Source organism: Streptomyces sp. LN549 (genome assembly GCF_043203805.1).
GTDB lineage: Bacteria > Actinomycetota > Actinomycetes > Streptomycetales > Streptomycetaceae > Streptomyces.
In genome coordinates, this window is the sequence record NZ_JAZHRI010000002.1 from 429,631 (window position 1) to 451,679 (window position 22,049).

Consider the following 22,049-nt stretch of genomic DNA (forward strand, 5'->3'; position numbering starts at 1 on the left):
GTCGATGGGTCAGTGGACGTTGCGGGCGCTGCCGGACCAGTAGCGGTCGCGTACGGCGCGGCGGTCGGTCTTGCCGTTGCGGTTGACGGGGAGAGAGTCCACGAAGTCGACCGACTTGGGCTTCTTGATACGGGCCAGTCGCTCGACGCAGAACTCGATGAGTTCGCCCTCGGACAGCGCCGCGCCCTCGCGCCGTACGACGACCGCCTTGACGGCCTCGCCCCACTCCTCGTCCGGCACACCCACCACGCATGCCTCGGCTACGGCCGGGTGCTCGTAGAGCGTGGCCTCGACCTCGCTGCAGTAGATGTTGAAACCGCCGGAAATGATCATGTCCTTCTTGCGGTCGACGATGAACAGGTAGCCGTCTTCGCGCAGATAGCCGATGTCGCCGGTGTGTACCCAGCCGTCGCGGAAGGTCTCGGCGGACAGCTCCGGCTCTTTCCAGTACGCGCGCACGCAGTCCGGTCCGCGCGCGACGATCTCGCCATGGCTCCCGGCCGGTACGGGCTTGCCGCTGTCGTCGACGACCCGCACCTCCGTGTCGAAGACGGGACGCCCGCACGACATCAGCAGGTCGGGGTCGGTGGTGACACCTGCCGCCACGTCCTCGGGGGTCAGCACGGTGATGCCGCTGGTCGTCTCCCCGAGTCCGTACCCCTGCATGAGGACTGGCCCGAACGCCTTGACCGCCTGACGCAGCCGCTGCGGTGACACCGGTGCGCCCCCGACGCGCACGGAGGCGAGGGACGACAGGTCGTGCCCGGCGAGGTTCGGGTGGGCCAGGACCATGTTCAGCATGGTGGGCACGAGGAAGGTCGTCGTGATCCGTTCGGCCTCGATGTTGCGCAGGAACAGCTCCGCGTCCCACCTGGGCAGTACGACGACGGTCGAGCCACGCGACAGGGACGCGAGCAGCCCCATGCCGGTGGCGTGCGTGATGGGGCCGGCGGCGAGATAACGCTCGGCCGTGGAGGGACCGCCGCCCGGGGTCATCAGGAGCTTGCGCATGTTGGCGAGCCGGTTGCCCTGGGTCTGCACGGCGGCCTTGAGCTTGCCGGTGGAGCCCGAGGTGAAGTTCAGTACGGCGGGATCGTCCTCGCTCACGTCGACGGCGACGGGCTCGGAGGCCGCGCCCTCGGCCAGCAGGGCGCTGTAGTGCGTGACACCTTCGACGGCGTTGTCGTAGTCGACGACCAGGCAGTCGGCGCCGGCGCGGGCGACGGCACGACGAGCGGTCTCGGCGTGCGCGCTATCGGTGAACAGGACGCGTACGGAGGCGTAGCCGAGGATGTGCTCGACTTCCTCGGCGGCGAGGCGCGAGTTGACCGGCACGCGCAGGAAGCCGCCCTTGCACAGGGCCATCTCCGTCTCGACGAGCTGCCCGGAGTTACCCGCGAAGGTCGCGACGGCCTGCCCCGGCAGAACGCCACGCATGAGCAGGGCGGACGCGAGCCGGTTGGTGGAGTCCTCCAACTCCCGGTAGGTCCATCGCTGTTCTTCGCAGACCAGAGCCTCATGGTCGGGCCAGAAGGTGCTGCTGCGGCTGAGATAGCTGCCCAGATTCACTGGCGAATCACATCCCTCTCTGCACTCGGTGCACTCATTCGGCCTGGCAGTTATTTGCCTTGGTGGCCAATGCTGGACAGCGTGTCCAGAAACTGTCCGAGTGTCAATGGGGGTGTAACCTGCAGTTCGATCAAGACTGTGAGGAGGGCCGATGTCGCCAGAGGTGGGGGACCGCCGCGTACGACGCAGCCGGCGTCTGCTCAGAGACGCGCTGGTGTCACTGGTCCTGGAACGGGGCTACGCGGACGTCAAGGTCGAGGACATCACCGAGCGAGCCGACCTGGGACGCGCGACGTTCTACAGCCATTTCACGGACAAGGACGACCTGCTCGGCCAAGTCGTGGCCGATCTCCAGGAGGAGCTGGACCGTCGGCTCCGGCCACTCGTGCCCGCCGACGCGCAGGGATTCACCGGCAAACCGGTCCTGGAGATGTTCCGCCACGCCGACGAAGAGCGAGACGCCTACCGGGTCGTGCTGCGCGGTGAGGGCGACGGCCGGGCGCTGCGCCGGCTCGTGGAGGCGCGGACACAGGCGGCGGCCGCGGTGTTCACTGCCCGCGCCGAGCACTTTGGAGTGACACCCCGCATCGACGTCGAGGTGCTCGCCCGCGCCTGGGTCGGCGAGCAGATCTCCGTACTCCAGTGGTGGCTGGAGACCGACCCGCGCCCGCTGTCACCCGAGGCGGTCACCGAGATGCTTCTCGACCTGTCGCTGAGGGGACGGTACTGGGCGAACGGATTCGAGGGGCAACCACCGGCAGTCGGCAGGGAAGACGGACAGGAACGTCGGTAGCAGGGGCTGTTGACACCGAGGCGGCTGCTACGGCCTCCGCCGTGCGCCATCGTCTGTTTGATCTGGATGAGAGACGCCGGTCCCCCCGGGCACGTTGCCACGCAGCAGCAGGGCGGCCAGTGCCAGGGCGCTTCCGCGCGCGGAGGCGATGTCGAGGCCGGTGAGTTCGGTGATTCTGGCCAGTCGGTTGTCCACGGTGTTGGGGTGCAGCCCGAGATGGCGTGCGGTGCTGCGCCGGTCGTGCCGGTGTTCGAGGTGGACGCGCAAGGTCTCGATGAGGTCGGGCCGGTCGCCGACAGGGTCGAGGAGGGCGGCGATGCGGTCGCTGCTCTCGTCGCGGCGGGAGAGGTGGTACTCCAGCAGGACGTCGTCCATGCGGTGCAGGCCGGCGGGTCGTCCGCAGGCGCGGGCGACCCGGACGATGTCGGTGGCGGTGCGGGCGGCAGCCGGTACGTCCTGGGGAGTGGCGGCCGTGACCGCGGCCAGCCGGACGTTGCCCCCGCAGACCTGCCGGAGCCGGGTGGACAGCTCCTCGCAGGTACGGACGCCGTCGACGTCGTCGGCCCGCTGCGGCGCGATCACGTGACCTCCGCCGACGCCGAGCAACGACACCGCCTCGGTGCCGAGTGAACGGTCGAGAGCGGTCTGGACGCGGCGGACCTGGCGGCGGCCTGCGACGTCCGATGCCGCCGTGCCCTGCTCCTGTGCGACATGCAGGTGAATGACGAGAGAGCGGCCTTCGAGGCCCAGCTCCTCGAAGGCACGGGCGGGAGGCAAGGAGCCGTCCAGCAGCCCGCGTACCAGGGAGCGGTGGTGCTCGCGGCGTTCGGCGAAGAGTGCGGCCTGCTCATCGAGGTAGGTCTCGGCCACGGCCCCGATGATGGCTTCGTGGCCGCGCAGGAGGAAGTCGACGAGTTCGATGAGCGCGCCTTCCTCTCCGTCGGCGGCCTCGTCCCTGAGCGCTTGCCACAGGACGTAGACGCCCGTGGAGTGGCTGCGCAGAAGCGTGTGCAGGGGCATGCCTTCGTCGGCGCGCTGGGCGGCGCGTTCGCGGAAGAGGCTGTAGTCCCCCGCGCGGCCCTGGGTGTCGCGTACGCGGCGCAGGAAGAGGCGCAGCCCGTTGCGGACCGTCGCGGCGATCTCCACGTCCTTCACATCGGCGGGGAGCTCGGCGTATCCGGGCAACCGTTCGAAGGTCTCGCGGGCCATGTGGCGGGCGAGCTCGTTGACGCGGCTCTCGCACCGGGCGGCGAGCGCCTGAGCGGCCGGTGACAGTGCCGGATGCGCGCCGTGACCTTCGGGCGGCAGATTGTTCGGCACCGGGCAGCCCCTCCCTGAGGTTGTGACACATCACAGAGTACGTCGGCTTCGACTGTGAGGGCGGAGGGTGTCTCCCGGTCGGGCTCCGACGCAGACTCTACGGACATCAGCGGGCCACCGCAGCGGGCAGAGCGATGGTCCCCAGTGTGACGCACGAGGAGCCGGACATTATGACGGAAGACAATTCCAGCTACATCGGGTACGCGGACCGGGTCTGGTCCGGGGAGGAGTCGCTGCTGGCCCACTTCACCGGGCAGTTCGCCGACGGCGGTCTTGTGCACGTCGGCGATCGGACCGGGTTCTTCCCGGCCTTCGCGAATGTCGCGGTGTTCGACACCGGGGACGGCTTGGTGCTGGTCGACTCGGGCGACTTCCGTACCGCGTCCCAGCTGCACGAGTCGGTGCGCAGCTACTCGCCGGCTCCGGTGAGCGCGATCGTGTACACCCATGGCCATGTGGATCACGTCTTCGGTGTGGGGCCCTTCGACAGGGAGGCCGCCGACGCCGGTACGGGGCGCCCCGAGGTCGTCGCGCACGAGGCGGTGGCGGCGCGCTTCGACCGCTACCGGGAGACGGCCGGTTACAACACGTGGATCAACCGGCGGCAGTTCGGCGTGCCCTCCCTGGAGTGGCCGACGGAGTACCGCTACCCGGACACGACCTACCGCGACCGGCTGGCCGTGCGCCGGGGAGAGCTGACCTTCGAGCTGGTGCACGCCCGCGGGGAGACGGACGACCACACGTATGTGTGGATCCCGGAGCTACGGACCCTGTGCACGGGCGATCTGTTCATCTGGAACTCGCCCAACGCCGGCAACCCGCAGAAGGTGCAGCGCTACCCGGTCGAGTGGGCGCAGGCGCTGCGCGACATGCAGGACCTCGGAGCGGAGGTGCTGCTCCCCGGGCACGGCGTGCCGATCCTCGGCTCCGAACGGATCCAGCAGGCCCTCGGCGACACGGCCGAGCTGCTCGAGTCCCTGTGCAACCAGACGCGCGACCTGATGAACGCCGGCGCGCGTCTCGACGAGGTGCTGCACGGTGTGCAGGTTCCGCCTGGCCTCCTGGAGAAGCCGTATCTTCACCCGGCGTACGACGAGCCGGAGTTCGTCGTACGGAACCTGTGGCGGCTGTGGGGCGGCTGGTACGACCAGAACCCGGCGAACCTCAAGCCCGCCCCCGAAACCGCGCTGGCCGCCGAACTCGCCGACGCGGCCGGCGGTGCGCGAACGCTGGCGGACCGGGCGGAGCAGTTGCTCGGCCGCGGGGAACTGCGTCTGGCGGCGCACCTGGCCGAGACCGCCGCGCTGGCCGCACCGGCCGACCGCGAAGTCGCCCGGATCCGGGCCGAGGTCTTCGCCCGCCGGGCCGAGCGCGAGACCTCGACGATGGCGCGCGGCGTCTTCAACTGGGCGGCCGCGGAATCTGCCGCCGTGGCGGCGGGCACGGACGTCGCCACCGAACTGACGCGCAGTGACGAGGGGCGGCGACGGGCCGCAGGAGCCATCAGCGTGGGCGTCGTCGACGACGACAGCTGCGGATGCGGCGCGCCCATGGACGACAGCGCACAGCAAGGGGTGCGCCCGTGGGAGCAGTAACTGCCGCGACGGGGCGTACAGGGCCGACAGGCCCACCGGCCGGCGGCCGGCAGGCATGGACGACCACCTGGCTCTTGCTGGCATTCATGCTGGTGAACTTCGCCGACAAGGCCGTCCTGGGACTCGCCGGACCGGAGATCATGAAGGAATTCGGTCTCAGCCGCCAGGAGTTCGGCACGGCCCAGGCCGCGTTCTTCAGTCTCTTCTCACTGTCCGCACTGGGCGTTTCGTTCCTGACCCGCAAGGTGCGCACATCGGTGCTGCTCCTGGTGATGGGCCTGCTGTGGTCGGCCACCCAGCTGCCGATGCTCTGGGGTGCGGCGGGCTTCGGGACACTGATCGTTACGAGGGTGCTGCTCGGCATCGCCGAGGGGCCCGCGGCGCCCGTGGCGGTCCACCATGTGCACGGCTGGTTCGAGCAGCGGGAACGCACCCTGCCCACGGCAATCCTCATGGTGGGCGCCGCGGCGGGGGTCGCGGTGGCGGCGCCCACCCTCGGGGCGGTGATCTCCCACTTCGGCTGGCGCTGGGCCTTCGGGGCGGCGGGCATCGCGGGACTGCTGTGGGCAGCGGCGTGGAGGGTGAAAGGCAAAGAGGGGCCGCTGGCCCCGCCCGTGGGCCTTAGCGCACGCATCGCGGACGGCGGAGCCGGGTCCCCGGAGGTAGCGCTGCGCGCCGTGTTCCTTTCCGGCACATTCATCACGGCGGCACTGGGCGCGTTCGCGGCCTACTGGGTGATGAGCGCAAAGCTCACCTGGCTGCCGGACTATCTCCGGACGGTGGTGGGCTGGGACCTCGGGCAGGCCAGCGCCGCGGTGGGCGGGGGTGCTGTGGCCAACGGCGTGGTCCTGCTGGCGCACGGGCTGCTGGCCCGCCGGGCCGCCCTGCGCGGCACCGGAGGAAGGCTGCCGGCCGGCGCCGGTGCCGGTCTGCTGCTGGTGGCCTCGGCGGGTGCGGTGGCCGTGTTCGCCACCGTCGACGCGCTATGGATCAAGGTCCTGATGATGCTCGGCCCGACGGCGGTCGCCCTCGTGATGATCACTGTCGCGCAGACGGCTATCGCCCGCATCACGCCGCCCTCCCAGCGCGGCGTCGTACTCGGCGCGCTGGTGGCGGTCTTCGCCCTGGGCGGCATCGTGTCGCCGCTGCTCCTCGGCTGGATCGTGGACAGCGCGGAGTCGGCCACGTCCGGCTACGAGAAGGGCTGGCTCGCCACTGCGGCCCTGTTGCTGGTCACCGGCATCCTGGCGGCCCTGTTCATGCGGCCTGAACGAGACGCCCTGCGCCTCGGCGTACCTGAGTCCCCGGGCACCGGGGTGCCTGTCAGCCACTGAGAGGGCGTGTCGTGCCGCTCGCGAGAGATGACAGCGGGGCGCGCGGACGATCCAGCCGGGGCTGGATGTCAGGGAGTGAACACAGTGACCGCTCTGCCGGGCTCGGTGACGACCGGGAAGAGCTGGCCCAGGACAGCTGGGTCGCCGTCCGTCTCGCCGTCCGGCGGCACGCCGACCACCGCCGATGGCACTGACCTGACGCTGTTCGCGACGGTGCGGCGCGCTGACGAGCCGGGGTGATCCCCGCAGTCGGCTTCGTGTTCGTCGCCGAGGCGTCGGCCTCGATCGTCAGTCGAGGCCTTCGATGATGCGGAAGTCGCGCTCGACGCCGTCAGCAAGTACGGCCAGCGCCTCCTGGTAGGCCGCACTCGCGCGTGCGGCGACCGCCTGTTCGAAGCTGTCGAACTCGATCAGGACGGTGCGCTCGGCGATTCCGGCGTCGTGTGCGACGACCCGGCTGCCGCGGGAGAGCAGCCGCCCGCCCGCGGCCCTGACGGCTGGACCGGCCAGCTTGTCGTAGGCAGCAAGCCTCTCAGGGTCTGCGACGGTGCGGTAGACGCTGACCCAGTAGCCCTTGACCACGGTACCTCCTGTGTTCGGAATTGATGATCAGAAGCATGCTCAGATCCATGGCCGGCGCGCTGTGGGTCAGCGAGCCGACGGAGACGGCGTCGAAGTGGGACGGCTTCGATCCTCAGCTTCCGGTTCGACTCGACCGGCCCGGGCCCGGCACACCGACTGGGGTTGTGATCGGATTGGTCTCGGGTGAGCGTCGGCGGGCGAGGGCGAGACTGGCCATCGTCGTGATCGCCATCGCGGCGACGCCGACCATCGCCGCGGTCGTGTAGGCGTCGTCGTTCGGGAAGAGGCGGCCCGTGGCGGTGCCGGCGGCCAGGACCAGACCGCCGATGGCGCTGCCCAGGGAGTACCCGACGCTGCGGACGACGTAGTTGAAGCTCATGGCGCTCGACGTCTCGCCCTTGGGGGTGACGGCCAGGATGACGCCGGGCATGGCTGCCGAGAAGCTGCCGACGCCGAAGCCCAGCACGCCCATGGCCGCGAGCAGTTCGGCCAGGTTGGACCGGGCGGTGGCGAACAGGACGAACCCGCCGCCGACGATGGCGGCGCTGCCGGCCAGGAGGAGGGGGCCGTCGATTCGTTCGCGGACCCGCGGCGTGAGCTTGCCGGCGACGAACCCCAGCACGGAGAACGGGATGAGGACCAGCCCCGCCACGAAGGTGGTCAGTCCGAAGCCGTAGCCGGCGCTGTGCGGCGTCTGCGCGTAGCGGGTGATGAGCGTGAGCAGGAGGTACATGCCGCTCCCGCCGACGAACATGACGATGTTCGCCCCGGCGACCGCCGGGTGCCGTACCGCTCGGACGTCGACCAGGGGCGTCTTGGTTCGCAGTTCGGAAACGGTCCAGACGCAGAGCAGGAGTACGGCGGCGACGGCAAGGGTCACCGCCACGGCGAGGTGTCGGCTCCACAGGCTCCTCTCGCCGGCCAGGAACAGGACGAGGAGCAGTCCACCCGCCAGGACGAGGGCACCGGCCACGTTCACGTGAGCGGAGCGGCCTTCGGGAGCTGCGGGCATGGAGCGCCACGCGGTCACGAAGGCGATGGCGGTGACGAGCAGACCGAGGCCGTAGGCGGCCCGCAGTCCGCCGAACTCGGCGAGCAGCGCGGCCAGCGGGTAGCCGACGCCGGCTCCGATGATGGAGACCACTGAGATCAGGGCGATCGTGGCCGCGCTGCGCTCCTCGGGAAGATGGTCACGGGCCACGCCCATCAGCAGCGCCGTGAGACCGAGTCCGACGCCTTGGGCCGCTCTGCCCACGAGCAGCCAGGCGAACGGCAGCGGCAGCACGGTGAGCGCGCTGCCGACGACGACGATCGCCAGCGTGGCGAGAATCGTGGCCCGCCGGTGCGGACCGGCTCCGAGCCGGCCGAGGACGGGTGTGGCGACGGCGCCGCTGAGCAGGGCGATGGTCAGCGTCCACTGAGCGCTGTCGAGGGAGACGTGGAACGTGGTCGCCACGCTGGTGATGAGCGGCGTCCCGAGGCTGGCGACCGCCGCCACGACCAGGGCGATGAACATCAGGGCGGGGACCAGCAGACGTGCCTCGGAACGTCTCAGGGCAGTGCTCATGGGCTGGTCATGAGCCTGGGCCGCGGTCACCGGTCCGACCCCTCTCGGGCGTGGCTTTCGAGCTCCGCCAGATGCAGCAGCGCCGGAAGGGCTGCTGCCAAGGCCTCGACCTCGTCACCGGTGAGTTCGTCGATCAACCGCGCGTACGCGTCGACGCCCGCCCGGCGTCGCGTCCGGACGTACGACGCGCCGGCCTCGGTCAGGCACACCAGCGTGACCCGCTTGTCGGACGGATCGCCCTTCCGCTCGACCAGCCCGGATTCCTCCATCACCCGGACCAGGACGGTCATCGCGGGCTGGGTGACGCCCTCGGCCACCGCCAGATCGGTGATCCGTCGCGGGCCGGTCTTGTCCAGGGTGGCCAAGGTGGCGGCGGACGTCAGGCTCATGTCGCGGGGAAGGCGTCTCACGGCCGTGGTGGCCAGACCGTAGAGAGCTGACCCGATGGCATCGGAAGCGCCGTGCGCGGCGTCTCGGCGACTCATGCCAGAAGCATAGCAGTTTTATATGAATCCTTTATGCATCTCCGGATCGGGGTTCGGCGATACCTGACAGGGACTCAGCGGCGTACACGCGGCATCCCGAGCCCGATCCACGAGATGATCTCCCGCTGGATCTCGTTGTTGCCGCCACCGAAGGTGAAGATGACGGCGGACCGGTATCCGCGTTCGAGCTCGCCGTGCAGGACGGCCCCCGCCGAGCCCTCCTTGAGCGGGCCCGCCGAGCCGACGACCTCCATGAGCCAGGCGTAGGCGTCGCGGCGCGCCTCGGAGCCGTAGACCTTGACGGCGGAGGCATCCTGCGGGGTGAGGGTGGCGTGCTGCACGGCGGACACCATCTGCCAGTTCAGGAGCTTCATCGCGTCGAGCCGGGTGTGCGTGCGGGCGAGACGGGCGCGGACCCAGCCGAGGTCGATCACGCGGCGGCCGTCGGCGAGGCGGGTGTCGGCGGCCCAGCGGCGGACGTTGTGCAGGGCGCGGATGGCCATGGTGCCGTGAGCGGCGAGGGTGACGCGTTCGTGGTTCAGCTGGTTGGTGATGAGCCGCCAGCCCTTGTTCTCCTCGCCGACCCGGCGGGAGACGGGAACACGGATGTTCTCGTAGTAGCTGGCCGTGGTGTCGTGCGAGGCAAGGGTGTTGATGAGGGTGCAGGAGTAGCCGGGGTCGGAGGTAGGGACAAGGAGCATGGTGATCCCTTTGTGGGGCGGGGCGTCCGGATCGGTACGGGCGGCGAGCCAGACCCAGTCCGCGGTGTCGCCGTTGGTCGTCCAGATCTTCTGCCCGTTGACGACGTACGTGTCGCCGTCTCGCACCGCCCGGGTCTTGAGGGCGGCGAGGTCGGTGCCCGCGTCGGGTTCGCTGTAGCCGATCGCGAAGTCGATCTCCCCGGCAAGGACCTTCGGCAGGAAGTAGGCCTTCTGCTCGTCGGTGCCGAACTGCATGATCGTCGGGCCGACGGTGTTGAGGGCCATCAGCGGCAGCGGGACGCCCGCCTGCGCCGCCTCGTCGAAGAAGATGAACTGTTCCATGGGCGAAAGACCGCGCCCCCCGTACTCCTTGGGCCAGCCGACGCCGAGCCAGCCGTCGGCGCCCAGACGTCTGATCGTCTCCCGGTAGAAGCGCTTCTGCGCGGCGGGGTCGGCGTAGCGCGCGTAGGCGTTGTCGGGGACCAGGGCGGCGAAGTACGTATGCAGTTCGGCGCGCAACTGCTGCTGTTCAGGCGTGTATTCGAGGTGCACGGCCCCTCCAGGAGTCTCGCTTCGCGTCGCCCTTGTGCGGCGGCGCACACAGTAGAACGTGTTGCAAGAATCCGGAAGGGGCGCGGACACCCGGGGCGTGCCGCTCAGCGCTTGACGGCGCGCAGCACGACGAATTTGGGGTCGCCGGCCACTGTGGTGCAGTTTCCGAAGATCCGGCGCAACTGGGTGTGGTAGCCCAGGTGCCGGTTGCCCACCACCCACAGTTCGCCGCCCTGGCGCAGAGCGGTGCGAGCCCCGTGGAACATGTTCCGGGCGGTCGCGTCCGTGGTGGCCTGGTGCGAGTGGAACGGCGGGTTGTTGAGGACCAGGTCCGCGCCACCGGGCTCGGCGCCGGCCAGCCCGTCGCCGACCACGAAGCGGGCTTCGGCGTCCGGCCCCGCGTTGGCCCGGAAGGTCGCCTCGGCCGAGGCGAGGGCCTGGTAGGACTCGTCGACGAAGGTGAGTTCGGCCTCGGGGTTGGCGAGTGCGGCGGCCAGGCCGAGGACCCCGTTGCCGCAGCCGAGGTCGACGACCCGGTCGGGGCCACTGCGCACCGGCAGGTGCTTCAGGAAGAAGCGGGTGCCGATGTCGAGCCGCTCCGCGCAGAAGATCCCTGCGTGGTTGACGACGGTGCGGCCGGCGACCGTTCCGACGTCGTCGGGCACCTCGTAGCGGTGCGGCCAGGGGCTGGGGGTGCGGGCCAGGGAGGGGTCCGGCGTGCAGTGGATGAGCCGGGCCTTCTTGACCGCGAGCGAGGTGCGGGTGGGGCCGATGATCCGCTCGAACAGTTTGAGGGTGGAGGTGTGGATCTCCTTCACCATGCCGGCGCCGATGACGACGGTGCCGGCGTGGACGGCGGGGGCGAGCCGGTGCAGCTGATCCTCGAGGAACGCGAGGCTCTTGGGCACGCGGACGAGCAGGACGTCGATACGGTCCGGCGGCGTGTCTCGGGCGGACAGCAGGTGTACGGCATCGGGGTCGGCGCCGTTGCGCTCCAGATTCGCCGCCGTCGCCCGCTGCGCGAGGTAGGAGTCGGTGATCTGCGCGGGGCGGTGCGCGGCCAGCGCCGTACTCAGCGCGCCCCAGCGGTCGCCGACGATCACGACGCGTCCGGCGAGGACGACCGGCTCGGCTCCTTCGCCCCCCTCCAGGTGCCGGAGCAGGTATTCGTCGGCCGCGTCCCAGGCCTGGAAAGGGTCGCGGGGGTTCTCGGGGAATCGGGCGAGGTCGTAACCAGCCCCTGACGTCGTCAAACGGTTCATATTGCGTTCAGGCTAACCGAGCAGCGCCGTACGCCCGCACAATCTGCGGCCCCCGTGCCCCCGCACCGCGGCGCCACACGGCCGCCCTGCGGTCGGGCACACCGGGCCACCGCCGGATGCCGGTGGCCCGGTGCGCCCGGCCGCGGTGACTACGGCAGCTGCTTGTCGATGGCCGCCCGGCCCTCCCTGGCCAGCCGGCGCTCCGCCCACTCGAGATTCCGGGGTGTCAGGTCCCGCCCGGAGGCAAGCACCACGTCCTCCGCAGACGGATTGTCGGTGGCACCTGTGTGCAGAAGGCTGTCGGGGGTCACGCCCCGCACGGATATGGATTCGGGCTCGTCGCTCATGCCGCCTCCTCGTCCTTGCGGCAATTCTCGCCCCGCTCCGACGGCGGCGCATCCGAGACCCCGCGGTACGCCCGTGGCAGCCCGGCCCCGACCCTCACTTGACCTGCACATGATAGGTACGCAGTGTTCACACCTCGGTCACGGTGCGTGTGGAAGGCTCCCGCTGACCACCTAGTAACACGACCACCGCGGAGCCGCTCCCCACCCTGCGACGGCGCTGCGGTGCCCGTATTTCCGGAGAGGACACCCCACATGTCCCGTCGTCACCACTCCTGCCGACGCCCGCTGCTGGCCACGCTCGCCGCCTTCGCGGTGCTCGCGGGCACCGCGGCCGCCGCGCCCGCCGCGACACCACCGGCACCGACGGAATCCGTCACCCCGCTCGGCGCACTGGACGACACGTACTACCAGGACGCGACCGGCAAGACCGGCACCGCACTCAAGGCCGCCCTGCACACGATCATCAGCGACCAGTCCAAGCTCACCTACAGCCAGGTCTGGGACGCACTCAAGGACACCGACGAGGACCCGGCCAACTCCTCGAACGTGATCCTTCTGTACACCGGGCGCTCCGAGCCCAAGAGCGACAACGGCGGCAACGTCGACCAGTGGAACCGCGAGCACGTCTGGGCCAAGTCCCACGGCGACTTCGGCACGGCGACCGGCCCGGGCACCGACATCCACCACCTGCGCCCGGAAGACGTCTCGGTCAACTCCACCCGCGGCAACAAGGACTTCGACAACGGCGGCACCGAGCTGAGCGAGGCACCCGGCAACTACACCGACAGCGACTCCTTCGAGCCGCGCGACGAGGTCAAGGGCGACGTGGCCCGCATGATCCTCTACATGGCGGTGCGCTACGAGGGCGACGACTCCTTCGCCGACCTCGAACCCAACGACAGCGTGTCGAACGGCTCCGCGCCGAACATCGGCCGGCTCTCCGTGCTGAAGACGTGGAGCGAGCAGGACCCGCCGGACACCTTCGAGCAGCGGCGCAACGACGTCATATTCGACCAGTACCAGCACAACCGGAACCCGTTCATCGACCACCCCGAGTGGGTGGAAGCCATCTGGTGAACGGGCCCCTCTGACACACCTCCCCAAAAAAGCGACACTCCGGGCAGAACTGAGCAGTTGCCCCAGAACGGGTGATTTACTGCGCAACGTCTTGCCTACTGCGTCGGGGAGCGTGTTTTCAGATGAGTCCTTCCGCCTTGCCGTCTCCCATCCCGTCACGGAGCCGACACCCCGACATCGAGGTGACAGCGCGGTCGGCCCCGCCACAGGCCGGCACCGGGATTCCGACCGGTATCCCGGTCACGTCGTCGGGCGAACTGCCCGACGACGTGACCTTCGGCACGCAGGCGGCGCAGGCCGTCGGAATGACCGGAGCGGTGGGCCAGACCCTGGTCTGCACCGACGCTTCCGGCTCTCCCGTGGTCCTGTACGGAATCGGCGACCCCGGCGCGCTCGACGCGTCCACGCTGCGCGACGCGGTGGCGGCGTTCGCCCATGCCGCACACCCCGCGCGGCTTGAACTGGTGCTGCCCGAGAGCCCGCTGCTGACGCCGGAGGCAGCGGCACAGGCCGCCGTCGAGGGGGTCCTGCTCGCCCGGTACGGGTACGAACCGCTCAAGGCCACACCCTCCGTGACGCCTGTCGGTTCCCTGACGCTGCTGGTGGACGACGCGTCCGTCGAAGCTGCGCGGCAGGGAGCGGAGCGCGGCGTGGTCTATGCCCGGGCCACTGCGCTCGCCCGGGATCTGGCCAACGCCCCGCCCAACATGCTGACCGCTGTCGGGATGGCCGAGTGCGCGGCCCGGCTGGCCGCCGAGTCCGGATTCCGGATCGAGGTCTTCGACAAGGAGGCGCTCACCGAACTGGGCTGCGGCGGACTCCTCGGCGTCAACGCGGGCAGCACCGAGCCGCCCCGCATGATCAAGCTGAGCTACACCCCCGCGGACCCCGACGCCGCGCGTCTGACGCTGGTCGGCAAGGGCATCATGTACGACTCCGGCGGCATCAGCCTCAAGCCGAGCGACGCGGTCCACGCGACGATGAAGAACGACATGTCGGGTGCGGGCGCGATCCTGGCCGCGATGACCGCTCTGCCGGCGCTGGCCTGCCCGACGGCGGTCACCGCGTATCTGATGTGCACGGACAACATGCCGTCCGGCACGGCGACGAAGCTCGGGGACGTACTGTCCATCCGCGGAGGCACCACGGTGGAGGTGCTCAACACCGATGCCGAGGGCCGTCTCGTGATGGCTGACGCGCTGGTGCTCGCCACCGAGGAGCCCACCGACGCCATCGTCGACATCGCCACTCTGACGGGAGCCTGCCTGCGGGCCCTGGGCGCCGAGATCGCCGGTGTCTTCGGCAACGACCAGCCGCTGGTCACCCAGGTCCTCGCGGCTGCCCGCGACACCGGCGAGCCCGCCTGGCAACTGCCGCTGGCCCGCCGCTACCGCGCCGAACTCGACTCGGACGTCGCCGACATCAAGAACATGGGCGGCCCCAACGGCGCGGCCATCCACGCGGCGCTCTTCCTGGAGGACTTCGTGGCCGGTGTCCCCTGGGCCCACATCGACATCGCCGGTCCGGCCCAGAACGACAAGGCGGCCTCCTGGCGGCCCCGTGGCTGCACCGGCTTCGGCGCGCGACTGCTCACCGAGCTGGCGCTCAACTTCCGCCCGGTGAGGAGCAGCTGACATGAGCACTGTCTCCGGCAACGATGCCGCCGCCGACGAGCGGACCCGCTCGCAGCGCGTCCTCGACTTCATCGAGCGCATCGGCAACAAGGTCCCGCACCCGGCCGTCATCTTCCTCGTCCTGTGCGGTCTGGTCATCGTCCTCTCGGCGATCCTGTCCGCCCTGGACGTCTCCGTCACCTACGAGACCACCGTCCCGGAACCGATCGTTGCGGAGGAGACCTACAACGGCGGGACGAGCGAACCGTCGATCGAGTACCCGCCGTCCGAGCTCTACGTCCACGACTACGGCGTCAAGACCGAGACGACGGGCATCGAATCCCTGCTGACGGGTGACGGAATCCGGTTCATCTTCACGTCGGCCGTCGACAACTTCAACAACTTCGGTGTCGTCGCGGTCATCCTCGTCGCCATGGTCGGCGTCGGTCTCGCCGAGGAGGCGGGCCTGATCGGCGCGCTGATCCGCAAGCTGGTGAAGGTGGCCCCCGCGGGTGCGCTGACCTTCATCATCGTGCTGCTCGGCATCATCTCCAGCATCGCGTCGGACGCCGGCTATCTGGTGCTGATCCCGCTGGGCGCGGTGGCGTTCATGAGTGTGGGCCGGCATCCGCTGGCCGGACTCGCCGCCGCCTTCGCCGGTGTCGGTGCCACCTTCGGCGTCAACTTCCTCATCACGCCGACCGACGGCATCGTCACCGAGGTCACCAACGAGGCCATCCAACTGGTCGATCCCGATCTCTCGATCGACCTCACGGCCAACCTCTACTTCGGGATCGGCTCGTCGATCTTCCTCGCGCTGGTGATCACCTTCGTCTCCGACAAGATCATCGAACCCCGGCTCGGGAAGTTCGAGGGCACGGTGGAGCAGGAGCACACACAGGAGACCGACGGGGGCCCGGAGGGCGAGGCCAGGGGGCTGCGGTTCGCCGCACTGGGTTTCTTCGCGGTGGCCCTGCTGATCGTGCTGCTGACCGCGCTGCCGAACGCGCCCCTGCGCAACCCCGACACCGGCAGCGTCTTCGACGACTCGCCGTTCATGGACAGCCTGATCTTCATCATCATGCTGATCTTCCTGGTGGCCGGTCTCTGCTACGGCTACGGCGCCAGGACCCTGCGGGGCAGCGCCGCCGCGATGGAGGCCATCACCAAGACGTTCTCCGGCCTCGGCGGGCTGATCTTCCTGCTGCTGATCATCGCCCAGTTCATCTCGTACTTCAATTACAGCAACATGGCGACCGTCGCGGCCGTGAAGATGTCCGACGCGCTGGAGAGCGCGAACGTCGGGGCGCTGTGGCTGCTGGTCGGGCTGATCGTCGTGACGCTCATTCTCGACATCATCATCCCGGGTGTGATCCCCAAGTGGGCCATCTTCGCCCCGGTGTTCGTGCCGCTGTTCATCCGGCTCGACGTGGCACCGCAGACGGTTCTCGCCGCTTACCGGGTCGGTGACTCCCCCGTCAACGTCGTCACCCCGCTCATGGTGTACCTGCCGTTCATCGTGCTGCTGGTGCAGAAGTACAAGAAGGAGGCCGGCATGGGCACGGTGGTGTCCCTGATGCTGCCGTACACCCTGATCGTCGCCGTCGCCTGGATCCTGTTCTTCATCGCGTGGTACCTGCTCGGCATCCCTCTGGGGCCCGGCGCACCGGTGGAGACCTGACAGGCATGAGTGATGCCACCCTGTCCCTGACGGTGCTGGGCGTGGTGATCGTTCTCTTCGTCTGGAACCGGCTGCCCGTCGAGGTCGTCGCGCTCGGCTCGGCGATCGTGCTGTACGCGACCGGGGTCATCTCGGCCGAGCAGGTCTTCTCCGGATTCGGTGACCCCGTCGTCCTGTTCATCGCCGGTCTGTTCGTCGTCAGTACGGGGCTGACAGCCGCCGGGGTCACCACCTGGGCCGGGCAGCAGTTGGCGGCCCGGGCAGGGAGCGGGTCCCGGCGGCTGCTGGTGCTCACGATGGTGCTGGCCGCCGCCATCGCCGCCCTGATCACGGTCAACGGGGCGGTCGCGGCACTGTTGCCGATGGTGGTGATGCTCGCGGTACGGAGCAAGCTGCCGCCGTCCCGTCTGGTGATGCCGCTGGCGTTCGCCGCTCACGCGGGATCGCTGCTGGTCCTCACGGGAACCCCGATCAATGTGCTCGTCTCGGAGGCTGCGGCCGACGCGGGCGCCGACGGTTTCGGATTCTTCTCCTTCGCCCTCGTCGGGCTGCCACTGGTGGCGGGCACGGTCGCCGTCGCCGTCCTGTTCGGCGACCGGCTGCTGCCCAGCCGTACTCCCAGCAGCCTGCCGCCGGACCTCAGCAGGCACGCACGGACGATGGTCACTCACTACGGTCTGGAACAGGACGCGGTCCGGCTGCTGGTGCCACCGGGGGCAACGGCGCTCGGCAGTACGGCCGACGCGCTGGCGGTGGCCGCGCCGCCGAAGCTGACCATCGTCGGTGTGGTCGCCGCGTCCGGCTCACCCCGCGGCAGTGTGCCACTGCGGGCCGACGACGTGCTGATCGTGCACGGTCCGCCGGAAGCCGTCGAGGAGTTCGGCGATCGGTTCGGGCTGCAACCGCTGGCCGGTCCCGTCCGCCCGTACCTGGTCGGGGCCCTGGTCGACCAGGAACTGGGCGTGGCTGAGACGGTGATCAGCCCGCGCTCCGCACTCATCGGCGCGGAGGTCTTCCCCGGGATGGCGACCGACAGCGGCGACCTCGTCATCCTGGCCGTCCAGCGCAAGGGGCACGACCTCGGGCCGGAACCCTGCGTGCTCGCCGCCGGGGACACCCTGCTGCTGCGCGGTCCGTGGCAGGCGCTGAAGCGCCGCACCGAGCTGTCCCCGGACGTGCTGGTGGTCGACTCACCCGCGGAGATGCGGCGCCAGGTGCCGACGCTGGGCGCGGACGGACGGCGCGCCATCCTCGCGCTCGTCGCGATGGTGGGGCTGCTCGCGTCCGGCGCGGTACCGCCCGCGGTGGCGGCCCTGCTCGCAGGTGGCGCCATGATCCTGATGCGGGTGCTGTCGATGGCGGACGCGTACGACGGCGTCGCCTGGACCACGCTCGTCATCGCGGGCGGCATGTTCCCGATGTCGGCGGCCATTCAGCAGTCGGGCGCCGCCGGCCACATCGCCGACCTCGTGGTCTCGGCTGCGGGCGGCAACGGCTATCTGCTGCTCGCCGGGCTCTTCCTGGTGACCGCGGTGCTCGGTCAGCTGATCAGCAACATGGCGACCGCGCTGATCGTGATCCCGATCGCCGTCTCCGCGGCGGCCGATGTCGGGATCTCCGTCCGGCCGGTGCTGATGTGTGTAGCCGTCGCCGCGGCGGCCGCGCTGCTCACCCCGGTGGCGACCCCCGCCAACCTGATGGTGATGGGACCGGGCGGCTACCGCTTCGGCGACTACTGGAAGTTCGGGCTGCCCGTGCTGCTCTGGTTCATGGCGGTGGCCCTGCTCGTCGTGCCGCTGGTCTGGCCCCTGTAGGGCGGCTCAGCCGGCGGCCGTCTCCGTGCACCAGGCCACGGCCTCCTCGCGGGAGGCGAAGCAGCGCGGGGCCCCGGCCTCGTCGCCCGGCTCCCGCAGGCGGCCGTCCGGGTCGGCCACGGCGGTACGCCTGCCGTCAGCGGTGAGCCGGGCCAGTCCGCTGCGCAGCATCGCCCGGGCCACGGTGTCGATGTCCGTCACCCGCAGCAGGTCGAGCACCACGGCGACGGATCGTCCGGGCTCCGCCTCGTCGAGCGCGTACAGCACGCGTTCCGCCGCGGTGAAGTCCAGAGCGCCCTGGGCTGCGACGACCGCCACCCGTTCACGGCGGGCGCGCTCCCGCTCGCCCGCCGGAGCGGTCGGCAGGTCGTCGGCGGTCGTGACCAGAGTGACGGTGGAGCCCGCCAGTGCCGGGTTGTGCATGAGATGCAGGCCGAGCCGCTGCGAGAGTGTCCCGATCGCCAGGTGTCCCCGCACGGAGGTGCCGGTCGGGTCGAGCAGCGGGCTGTACGTCGCCAGTCCGAACCGTGCGGGCCCTGCGGCGATCACACCGCCGGACACCCCGCTCTTGGCCGGCAGCCCCACTCTGAGCAGCCAGGCGCCCGAGGCGTCGTACATGCCGCAGGTCGCCATCACGGCGAGCACCTGGGCGGCGACGGGCTCGGGCACCACTCTGTCCCCGGTGAGCGGATTGACGCCGCCGTGCGCCAGGGTCGCCGCCATGGCGGCGAGATCCAGGGCCGTGACCCGTACCGCGCACTGGCGGAAGTACGTCTCCACCGCCGCCACCGGGTCCACCGGCAGGGGCCCGGTGCTGCGGATGAGATAGGCGAGGGCGCGATTGCGGTCCCCGGTGGCCGCCTCGGATGCGTACACCTCCTCGTCGACGTCGAGCCTCCGGCCGGCGAACCGGCTCAGGCAGTCGAGGATGCGTCCGAACCTCGGTGCGTCGGAAGTGTCGGGGATCAGGGCGGTGGTGACGATGGCGCCCGCGTTGACCATGGCGTTGGCCGGGCGGCCGGTGCCGCGTTCCAGGCTGATGGCGTTGAACCCCTCACCGCTGGGTTCGGCGTTCACCCAGCGGGACACCTCGTCGAGGCCGAGGAGCGACAGGGCCAGGGCGTAGACGAACGGCTTCGACACGGACTGGACGGTGAACGGCACGTCGGCATCGCCCGTGCTGTACCGGTGACCGTCCATGCTGATCAGGGCCAGCCCGAAGGCGCCCGGGTCGGCGAGCGCCAGTTGCGGAATGTAGTCGGCGAGTTCGCCGTCGTCGACGCCGGCGTACCTGATGTGCAGCTCTCGCAGTGCGTCCGTGACCGCACCGGTGGCGGCGCTCACCGTGGTCCCGGCCGTCAGCTGCGCTCGGCCTGGGCGATCCGGGGGAACGACTTCACGCCGGCGGCCTTGCGGCTGTTGGCGTGCTGACTGACCGTCCGGTTCGGCGGGGCGTCGGCGAAGCCGAGCACCACGGAGTCCAGCACCTTTCCGGACGCGTCCACGAACTCCACGCGCACGGCGTAGAAGGCAGCCTCGTCGGTGCGGTTGGTCACCCGCACGAGGGCGCTGCGGAACTGTTCCGACGCCGCGACCGGGAGACCGTTGACGGAGACGTCCTCGACCGCGTTGCCCTTCCCCTCGACGCCCTTGAGCGTCGCCACGGCCTTCTGCCGGTTGCGTTCCACATCGGCGGAGACCGAGGCCGCGAAGTCCTCCTGGGTGCGCTGGCTCTCGGTGGCCGTGGGAGAGGCGTCCGGCTCCGCGGACACCGTACGGGTGCTTCTGGCCGTGCCCTGCGACGAGGTGTCGGAGCTGTCGCAGGCCGCGGTTCCGGCGACGAGCACCGCGGCGAGCACGGCGGGGGTCAGGCTGCGGGCTGCGCGGCCGCCGAGGGCGCGCCGCACGGGACTGGTCTGGTTCACGGACGCTCCGTCTGCTCGGAAGTACGAAAGGAAGTGGGTGCCGGTGAGACGGGGCCCCGTCGCGGGGCCGGCTCCCGGGAGGTCATGCCGCGTCCTCGCCGAAGATCTCGCGGAGCCGCTCCTCGCTCCGGGTGTCCAGATTGCTGTGGAGCAGTTCGGCGCCGCCGCCCGGGAGCGCGTCACTGATCCGGTCGGGCACCTCGTTCATGGTGAGCAGGAACAGGGCCGAAGTGCCGGGCGTGATCTTCTCCTTGACCTCGGCGATGAAGTCGTCGTCGATGCCGATGTCGGCCAGCTTGCCGCCGAGCGCTCCGGCGGCCGCGCCGATGGCGGCGCCCAGCAGCGGCATCAGGAAGATGAGCCCGAAGAGCATGCCCCAGAAGGTGCCGCTCAGGGCGCCCGCGCCGACGAGGTTGAGCAGCTGCTTCGTGCGCGGCTTGGCGCGGTCGGCGGGCCAGCTCACGAGAGCGGCGTCCAGGATCTTGATCAGCCCCTCCTTCTGAAGGGACTTCAGCGTCGTCTCCACGTCCTCCGCGCCTTCGGCCGACTGGAATTTCCACACGGTGAGCGTGGACATCGCGCATACCTCCCGAACCCGGAATAGCCAACTCGCCCATATTAGGATCAAAAGGTATGAATTGACTCGTCGAATCACCCGCTCCGCACCCCAGTGCGCGTAAGTCCCCCCGGGAGGGAACTGATGGATACGGATGCCCTGACCGCCGGTCTGTTGCAAGAGCTCCGCGCGGCCAAGCCCTATCCGGCCCTGTCCCTGACCATGCCGACCCATCGGCGCGCCCCGGACAACGCCCAGGACGCCGTAAGGCTGCGCAACCTGGTGTCCGAGGCCGGCAACCGGCTCGACGCCGACCCCGGGGTCACCCGCGAGGTGCGCGCCGCGGTCAAGCAGCAGCTCGACCGGGCGGTCGCCGAGATCGATCCGCGCCGGGCCCTGGACGCGCTGGTCGTCCTCGCGACGGCGGACGACCACCAGATCTGGCAGCTGCCGCGCACCGCGCCCGAACGGGTGGTGCTCAGCGACACCTATCTGACCCGCAACCTGGTCGCCGCGAAGGCCCAGGCGCAGCCGTTCTGGGCGCTCACGGTGTCGGCGGACCACGCCACCCTGTTCAGCGGGACGTCCGATGCCGCGCACGAGGAGCACATCGGCGGCTTCCCGCTGACGGCTCCGCGCGAGGCGCCCAACCCGCAGCGCGAAGAGCGGATCGGCGACACCCCGAGCACCTTCAGCGACGAGGAGACCCGGCAGTTCCTGCGCACGGTGGACGAGAAGCTGCGCAGGGTGCTGGCCACCGATCCTCGCCCGCTGTACCTGGTCGGCCTCGCTCCGGCGCTCGCACTGCTCGACGAGGTCGGCGAGAGCGCCAAGGGTGCGGCCGGCCGGGTCACCAAGGGCGCACCGGCCGACACCTCGCCCAGCGATCTGCTGACCGAACTGCGGCCCGCGCTGGAGGCCCGGCAGAAGCGGTTCGCCGCGGAGATCGACGGCAAGCTGGACGAAGCCCGCGGGCGGCGCGCCTTCGCCGGGGGCCTCGACGAGGTGTGGGCCGCCGTACGGGAGGGACGCGCCGGACTGGTGGCAGTGGAGGAGCACTACCAGCAGACGGTCCGGGTCGACCAGGAGCACCTGGTGCCGGTCAGCGGGGACGCCGCGGACCCGGCGGACGAGAAGGTCCGTGAGGACATCGTCGACGAGTTGGTCGAGGCGGCGCTGGACGGCGGCGCCGACGTCGTCTTCGTCGCGGACGAATCGCTCAAGGAGCACGGCCGGATCGCGGCGGCGCTGCGCTACTGAGCGGTGGCTGTGGTCC

At 70.2% G+C, this 22,049-nt stretch carries 20 protein-coding genes; 8 read left to right on the forward strand and 12 right to left on the reverse strand.

The annotated features are described in order from the left end of the window. Positions 1-9: 9 nt before the first annotated feature. Positions 10-1,569, reverse strand: a complete 1,560-nt coding sequence (locus tag SH922_RS02035; RefSeq protein ID WP_393053904.1) for a long-chain fatty acid--CoA ligase — start codon at positions 1,567-1,569, stop codon at positions 10-12. A 151-nt stretch (positions 1,570-1,720) separates the two neighbouring features. Here SH922_RS02035 and SH922_RS02040 point away from each other — a divergent pair, with 151 nt between their 5' ends. After that, a complete protein-coding gene (locus tag SH922_RS02040) occupies positions 1,721-2,362 on the forward strand; it encodes a TetR/AcrR family transcriptional regulator (protein ID WP_393053907.1) in 642 nt (213 codons plus the stop codon). 27 nt (positions 2,363-2,389) lie between these two features. Here SH922_RS02040 and SH922_RS02045 read toward each other — a convergent pair whose 3' ends face one another. Beyond that, entirely contained in the window at positions 2,390-3,682 is a 1,293-nt protein-coding gene (locus SH922_RS02045) for a helix-turn-helix domain-containing protein (protein ID WP_393053910.1), read from the reverse strand. Between the two features lie 170 nt (positions 3,683-3,852). On the opposite strand from SH922_RS02045, the gene SH922_RS02050 reads away from it, so the two are divergent. After that, positions 3,853-5,277, forward strand: coding sequence for an alkyl sulfatase dimerization domain-containing protein (locus tag SH922_RS02050; RefSeq protein WP_393053913.1), 1,425 nt, complete (start codon positions 3,853-3,855; stop codon positions 5,275-5,277). A 74-nt stretch (positions 5,278-5,351) separates the two neighbouring features. Beyond that, positions 5,352-6,611, forward strand: a complete 1,260-nt coding sequence (locus tag SH922_RS02055) for an MFS transporter (protein ID WP_393053916.1) — start codon at positions 5,352-5,354, stop codon at positions 6,609-6,611. A gap of 68 nt (positions 6,612-6,679) precedes the next feature. Here SH922_RS02055 and SH922_RS02060 read toward each other — a convergent pair whose 3' ends face one another. From SH922_RS02060 to SH922_RS02090, 7 genes are all read right to left on the reverse strand, one after another. Further along, the gene (locus tag SH922_RS02060) at positions 6,680-6,802 is read right to left on the reverse strand and encodes a hypothetical protein (RefSeq protein WP_393053919.1); all 123 of its coding nucleotides are present in this window, start codon (positions 6,800-6,802) and stop codon (positions 6,680-6,682) included. 97 nt (positions 6,803-6,899) lie between these two features. After that, positions 6,900-7,193, reverse strand: a complete 294-nt coding sequence (locus SH922_RS02065) for a DUF1330 domain-containing protein (protein ID WP_393053922.1) — start codon at positions 7,191-7,193, stop codon at positions 6,900-6,902. Positions 7,194-7,305: 112 nt separating this feature from the next. Then, a complete protein-coding gene (locus tag SH922_RS02070) occupies positions 7,306-8,760 on the reverse strand; it encodes an MFS transporter (protein ID WP_393053924.1) in 1,455 nt (484 codons plus the stop codon). A gap of 26 nt (positions 8,761-8,786) precedes the next feature. Beyond that, positions 8,787-9,245, reverse strand: a complete 459-nt coding sequence (locus tag SH922_RS02075; protein ID WP_393053927.1) for a MarR family winged helix-turn-helix transcriptional regulator — start codon at positions 9,243-9,245, stop codon at positions 8,787-8,789. Positions 9,246-9,319: 74 nt separating this feature from the next. Further along, positions 9,320-10,498: an acyl-CoA dehydrogenase family protein gene (locus tag SH922_RS02080; protein ID WP_393053930.1), complete on the reverse strand. Its 1,179-nt coding sequence runs from the start codon at positions 10,496-10,498 to the stop codon at positions 9,320-9,322. 104 nt (positions 10,499-10,602) lie between these two features. After that, positions 10,603-11,760: a methyltransferase gene (locus SH922_RS02085; protein WP_393053933.1), complete on the reverse strand. Its 1,158-nt coding sequence runs from the start codon at positions 11,758-11,760 to the stop codon at positions 10,603-10,605. 149 nt (positions 11,761-11,909) lie between these two features. Continuing rightward, positions 11,910-12,107 (reverse strand): hypothetical protein, encoded by a 198-nt coding sequence (locus tag SH922_RS02090; protein ID WP_393053935.1) that lies wholly within the window; start codon positions 12,105-12,107, stop codon positions 11,910-11,912. A 252-nt stretch (positions 12,108-12,359) separates the two neighbouring features. Between SH922_RS02090 and SH922_RS02095 the strand changes: the two genes are divergently transcribed. The 4 genes from SH922_RS02095 to SH922_RS02110 all read left to right on the forward strand — a co-directional run bounded on the left by SH922_RS02095 (position 12,360) and on the right by SH922_RS02110 (position 18,292). Then, a complete protein-coding gene (locus SH922_RS02095; RefSeq protein ID WP_393053938.1) occupies positions 12,360-13,184 on the forward strand; it encodes an endonuclease I family protein in 825 nt (274 codons plus the stop codon). 122 nt (positions 13,185-13,306) lie between these two features. Continuing rightward, complete coding sequence (locus SH922_RS02100; RefSeq protein ID WP_393053940.1) at positions 13,307-14,818, forward strand: leucyl aminopeptidase; 1,512 nt, start codon at positions 13,307-13,309, stop codon at positions 14,816-14,818. Position 14,819: 1 nt separating this feature from the next. After that, positions 14,820-16,478, forward strand: a complete 1,659-nt coding sequence (locus SH922_RS02105; RefSeq protein WP_393053942.1) for an AbgT family transporter — start codon at positions 14,820-14,822, stop codon at positions 16,476-16,478. A gap of 5 nt (positions 16,479-16,483) precedes the next feature. Next, positions 16,484-18,292, forward strand: coding sequence for an SLC13 family permease (locus SH922_RS02110; RefSeq protein WP_393053945.1), 1,809 nt, complete (start codon positions 16,484-16,486; stop codon positions 18,290-18,292). A gap of 6 nt (positions 18,293-18,298) precedes the next feature. On the opposite strand, the gene glsA is transcribed toward SH922_RS02110, so the two are convergent. The 3 genes from glsA to SH922_RS02125 form a co-directional block, all read right to left on the reverse strand. Further along, a complete protein-coding gene (gene glsA, locus SH922_RS02115; protein WP_393053948.1) occupies positions 18,299-19,636 on the reverse strand; it encodes a glutaminase A in 1,338 nt (445 codons plus the stop codon). 14 nt (positions 19,637-19,650) lie between these two features. Further along, positions 19,651-20,217 (reverse strand): hypothetical protein, encoded by a 567-nt coding sequence (locus SH922_RS02120; RefSeq protein ID WP_393053951.1) that lies wholly within the window; start codon positions 20,215-20,217, stop codon positions 19,651-19,653. Between the two features lie 82 nt (positions 20,218-20,299). Next, positions 20,300-20,794 (reverse strand): DUF1269 domain-containing protein, encoded by a 495-nt coding sequence (locus SH922_RS02125; protein ID WP_393053954.1) that lies wholly within the window; start codon positions 20,792-20,794, stop codon positions 20,300-20,302. A gap of 123 nt (positions 20,795-20,917) precedes the next feature. Here SH922_RS02125 and SH922_RS02130 point away from each other — a divergent pair, with 123 nt between their 5' ends. After that, entirely contained in the window at positions 20,918-22,033 is a 1,116-nt protein-coding gene (locus SH922_RS02130; RefSeq protein ID WP_393053956.1) for a chemotaxis protein, read from the forward strand. Positions 22,034-22,049 lie beyond the last annotated feature (16 nt).

What these genes read in the sequence shown, in the direction of transcription:
- SH922_RS02040 (WP_393053907.1), top strand. Translation starts at nt 1,721, where the DNA reads ATGTCGCCAGAGGTGGGGGACCGCCGCGTACGACGCAGCCGGCGTCTG.
- SH922_RS02050 (WP_393053913.1), top strand. Translation starts at nt 3,853, where the DNA reads ATGACGGAAGACAATTCCAGCTACATCGGGTACGCGGACCGGGTCTGG.
- SH922_RS02070 (WP_393053924.1), bottom strand. Translation starts at nt 8,760, where the DNA reads ATGAGCACTGCCCTGAGACGTTCCGAGGCACGTCTGCTGGTCCCCGCC.
- SH922_RS02075 (WP_393053927.1), bottom strand. Translation starts at nt 9,245, where the DNA reads ATGAGTCGCCGAGACGCCGCGCACGGCGCTTCCGATGCCATCGGGTCA.
- SH922_RS02085 (WP_393053933.1), bottom strand. Translation starts at nt 11,760, where the DNA reads ATGAACCGTTTGACGACGTCAGGGGCTGGTTACGACCTCGCCCGATTC.
- SH922_RS02090 (WP_393053935.1), bottom strand. Translation starts at nt 12,107, where the DNA reads ATGAGCGACGAGCCCGAATCCATATCCGTGCGGGGCGTGACCCCCGAC.
- SH922_RS02095 (WP_393053938.1), top strand. Translation starts at nt 12,360, where the DNA reads ATGTCCCGTCGTCACCACTCCTGCCGACGCCCGCTGCTGGCCACGCTC.
- SH922_RS02100 (WP_393053940.1), top strand. Translation starts at nt 13,307, where the DNA reads ATGAGTCCTTCCGCCTTGCCGTCTCCCATCCCGTCACGGAGCCGACAC.
- SH922_RS02105 (WP_393053942.1), top strand. Translation starts at nt 14,820, where the DNA reads ATGAGCACTGTCTCCGGCAACGATGCCGCCGCCGACGAGCGGACCCGC.
- SH922_RS02110 (WP_393053945.1), top strand. Translation starts at nt 16,484, where the DNA reads ATGAGTGATGCCACCCTGTCCCTGACGGTGCTGGGCGTGGTGATCGTT.
- SH922_RS02125 (WP_393053954.1), bottom strand. Translation starts at nt 20,794, where the DNA reads ATGTCCACGCTCACCGTGTGGAAATTCCAGTCGGCCGAAGGCGCGGAG.
- SH922_RS02130 (WP_393053956.1), top strand. Translation starts at nt 20,918, where the DNA reads ATGGATACGGATGCCCTGACCGCCGGTCTGTTGCAAGAGCTCCGCGCG.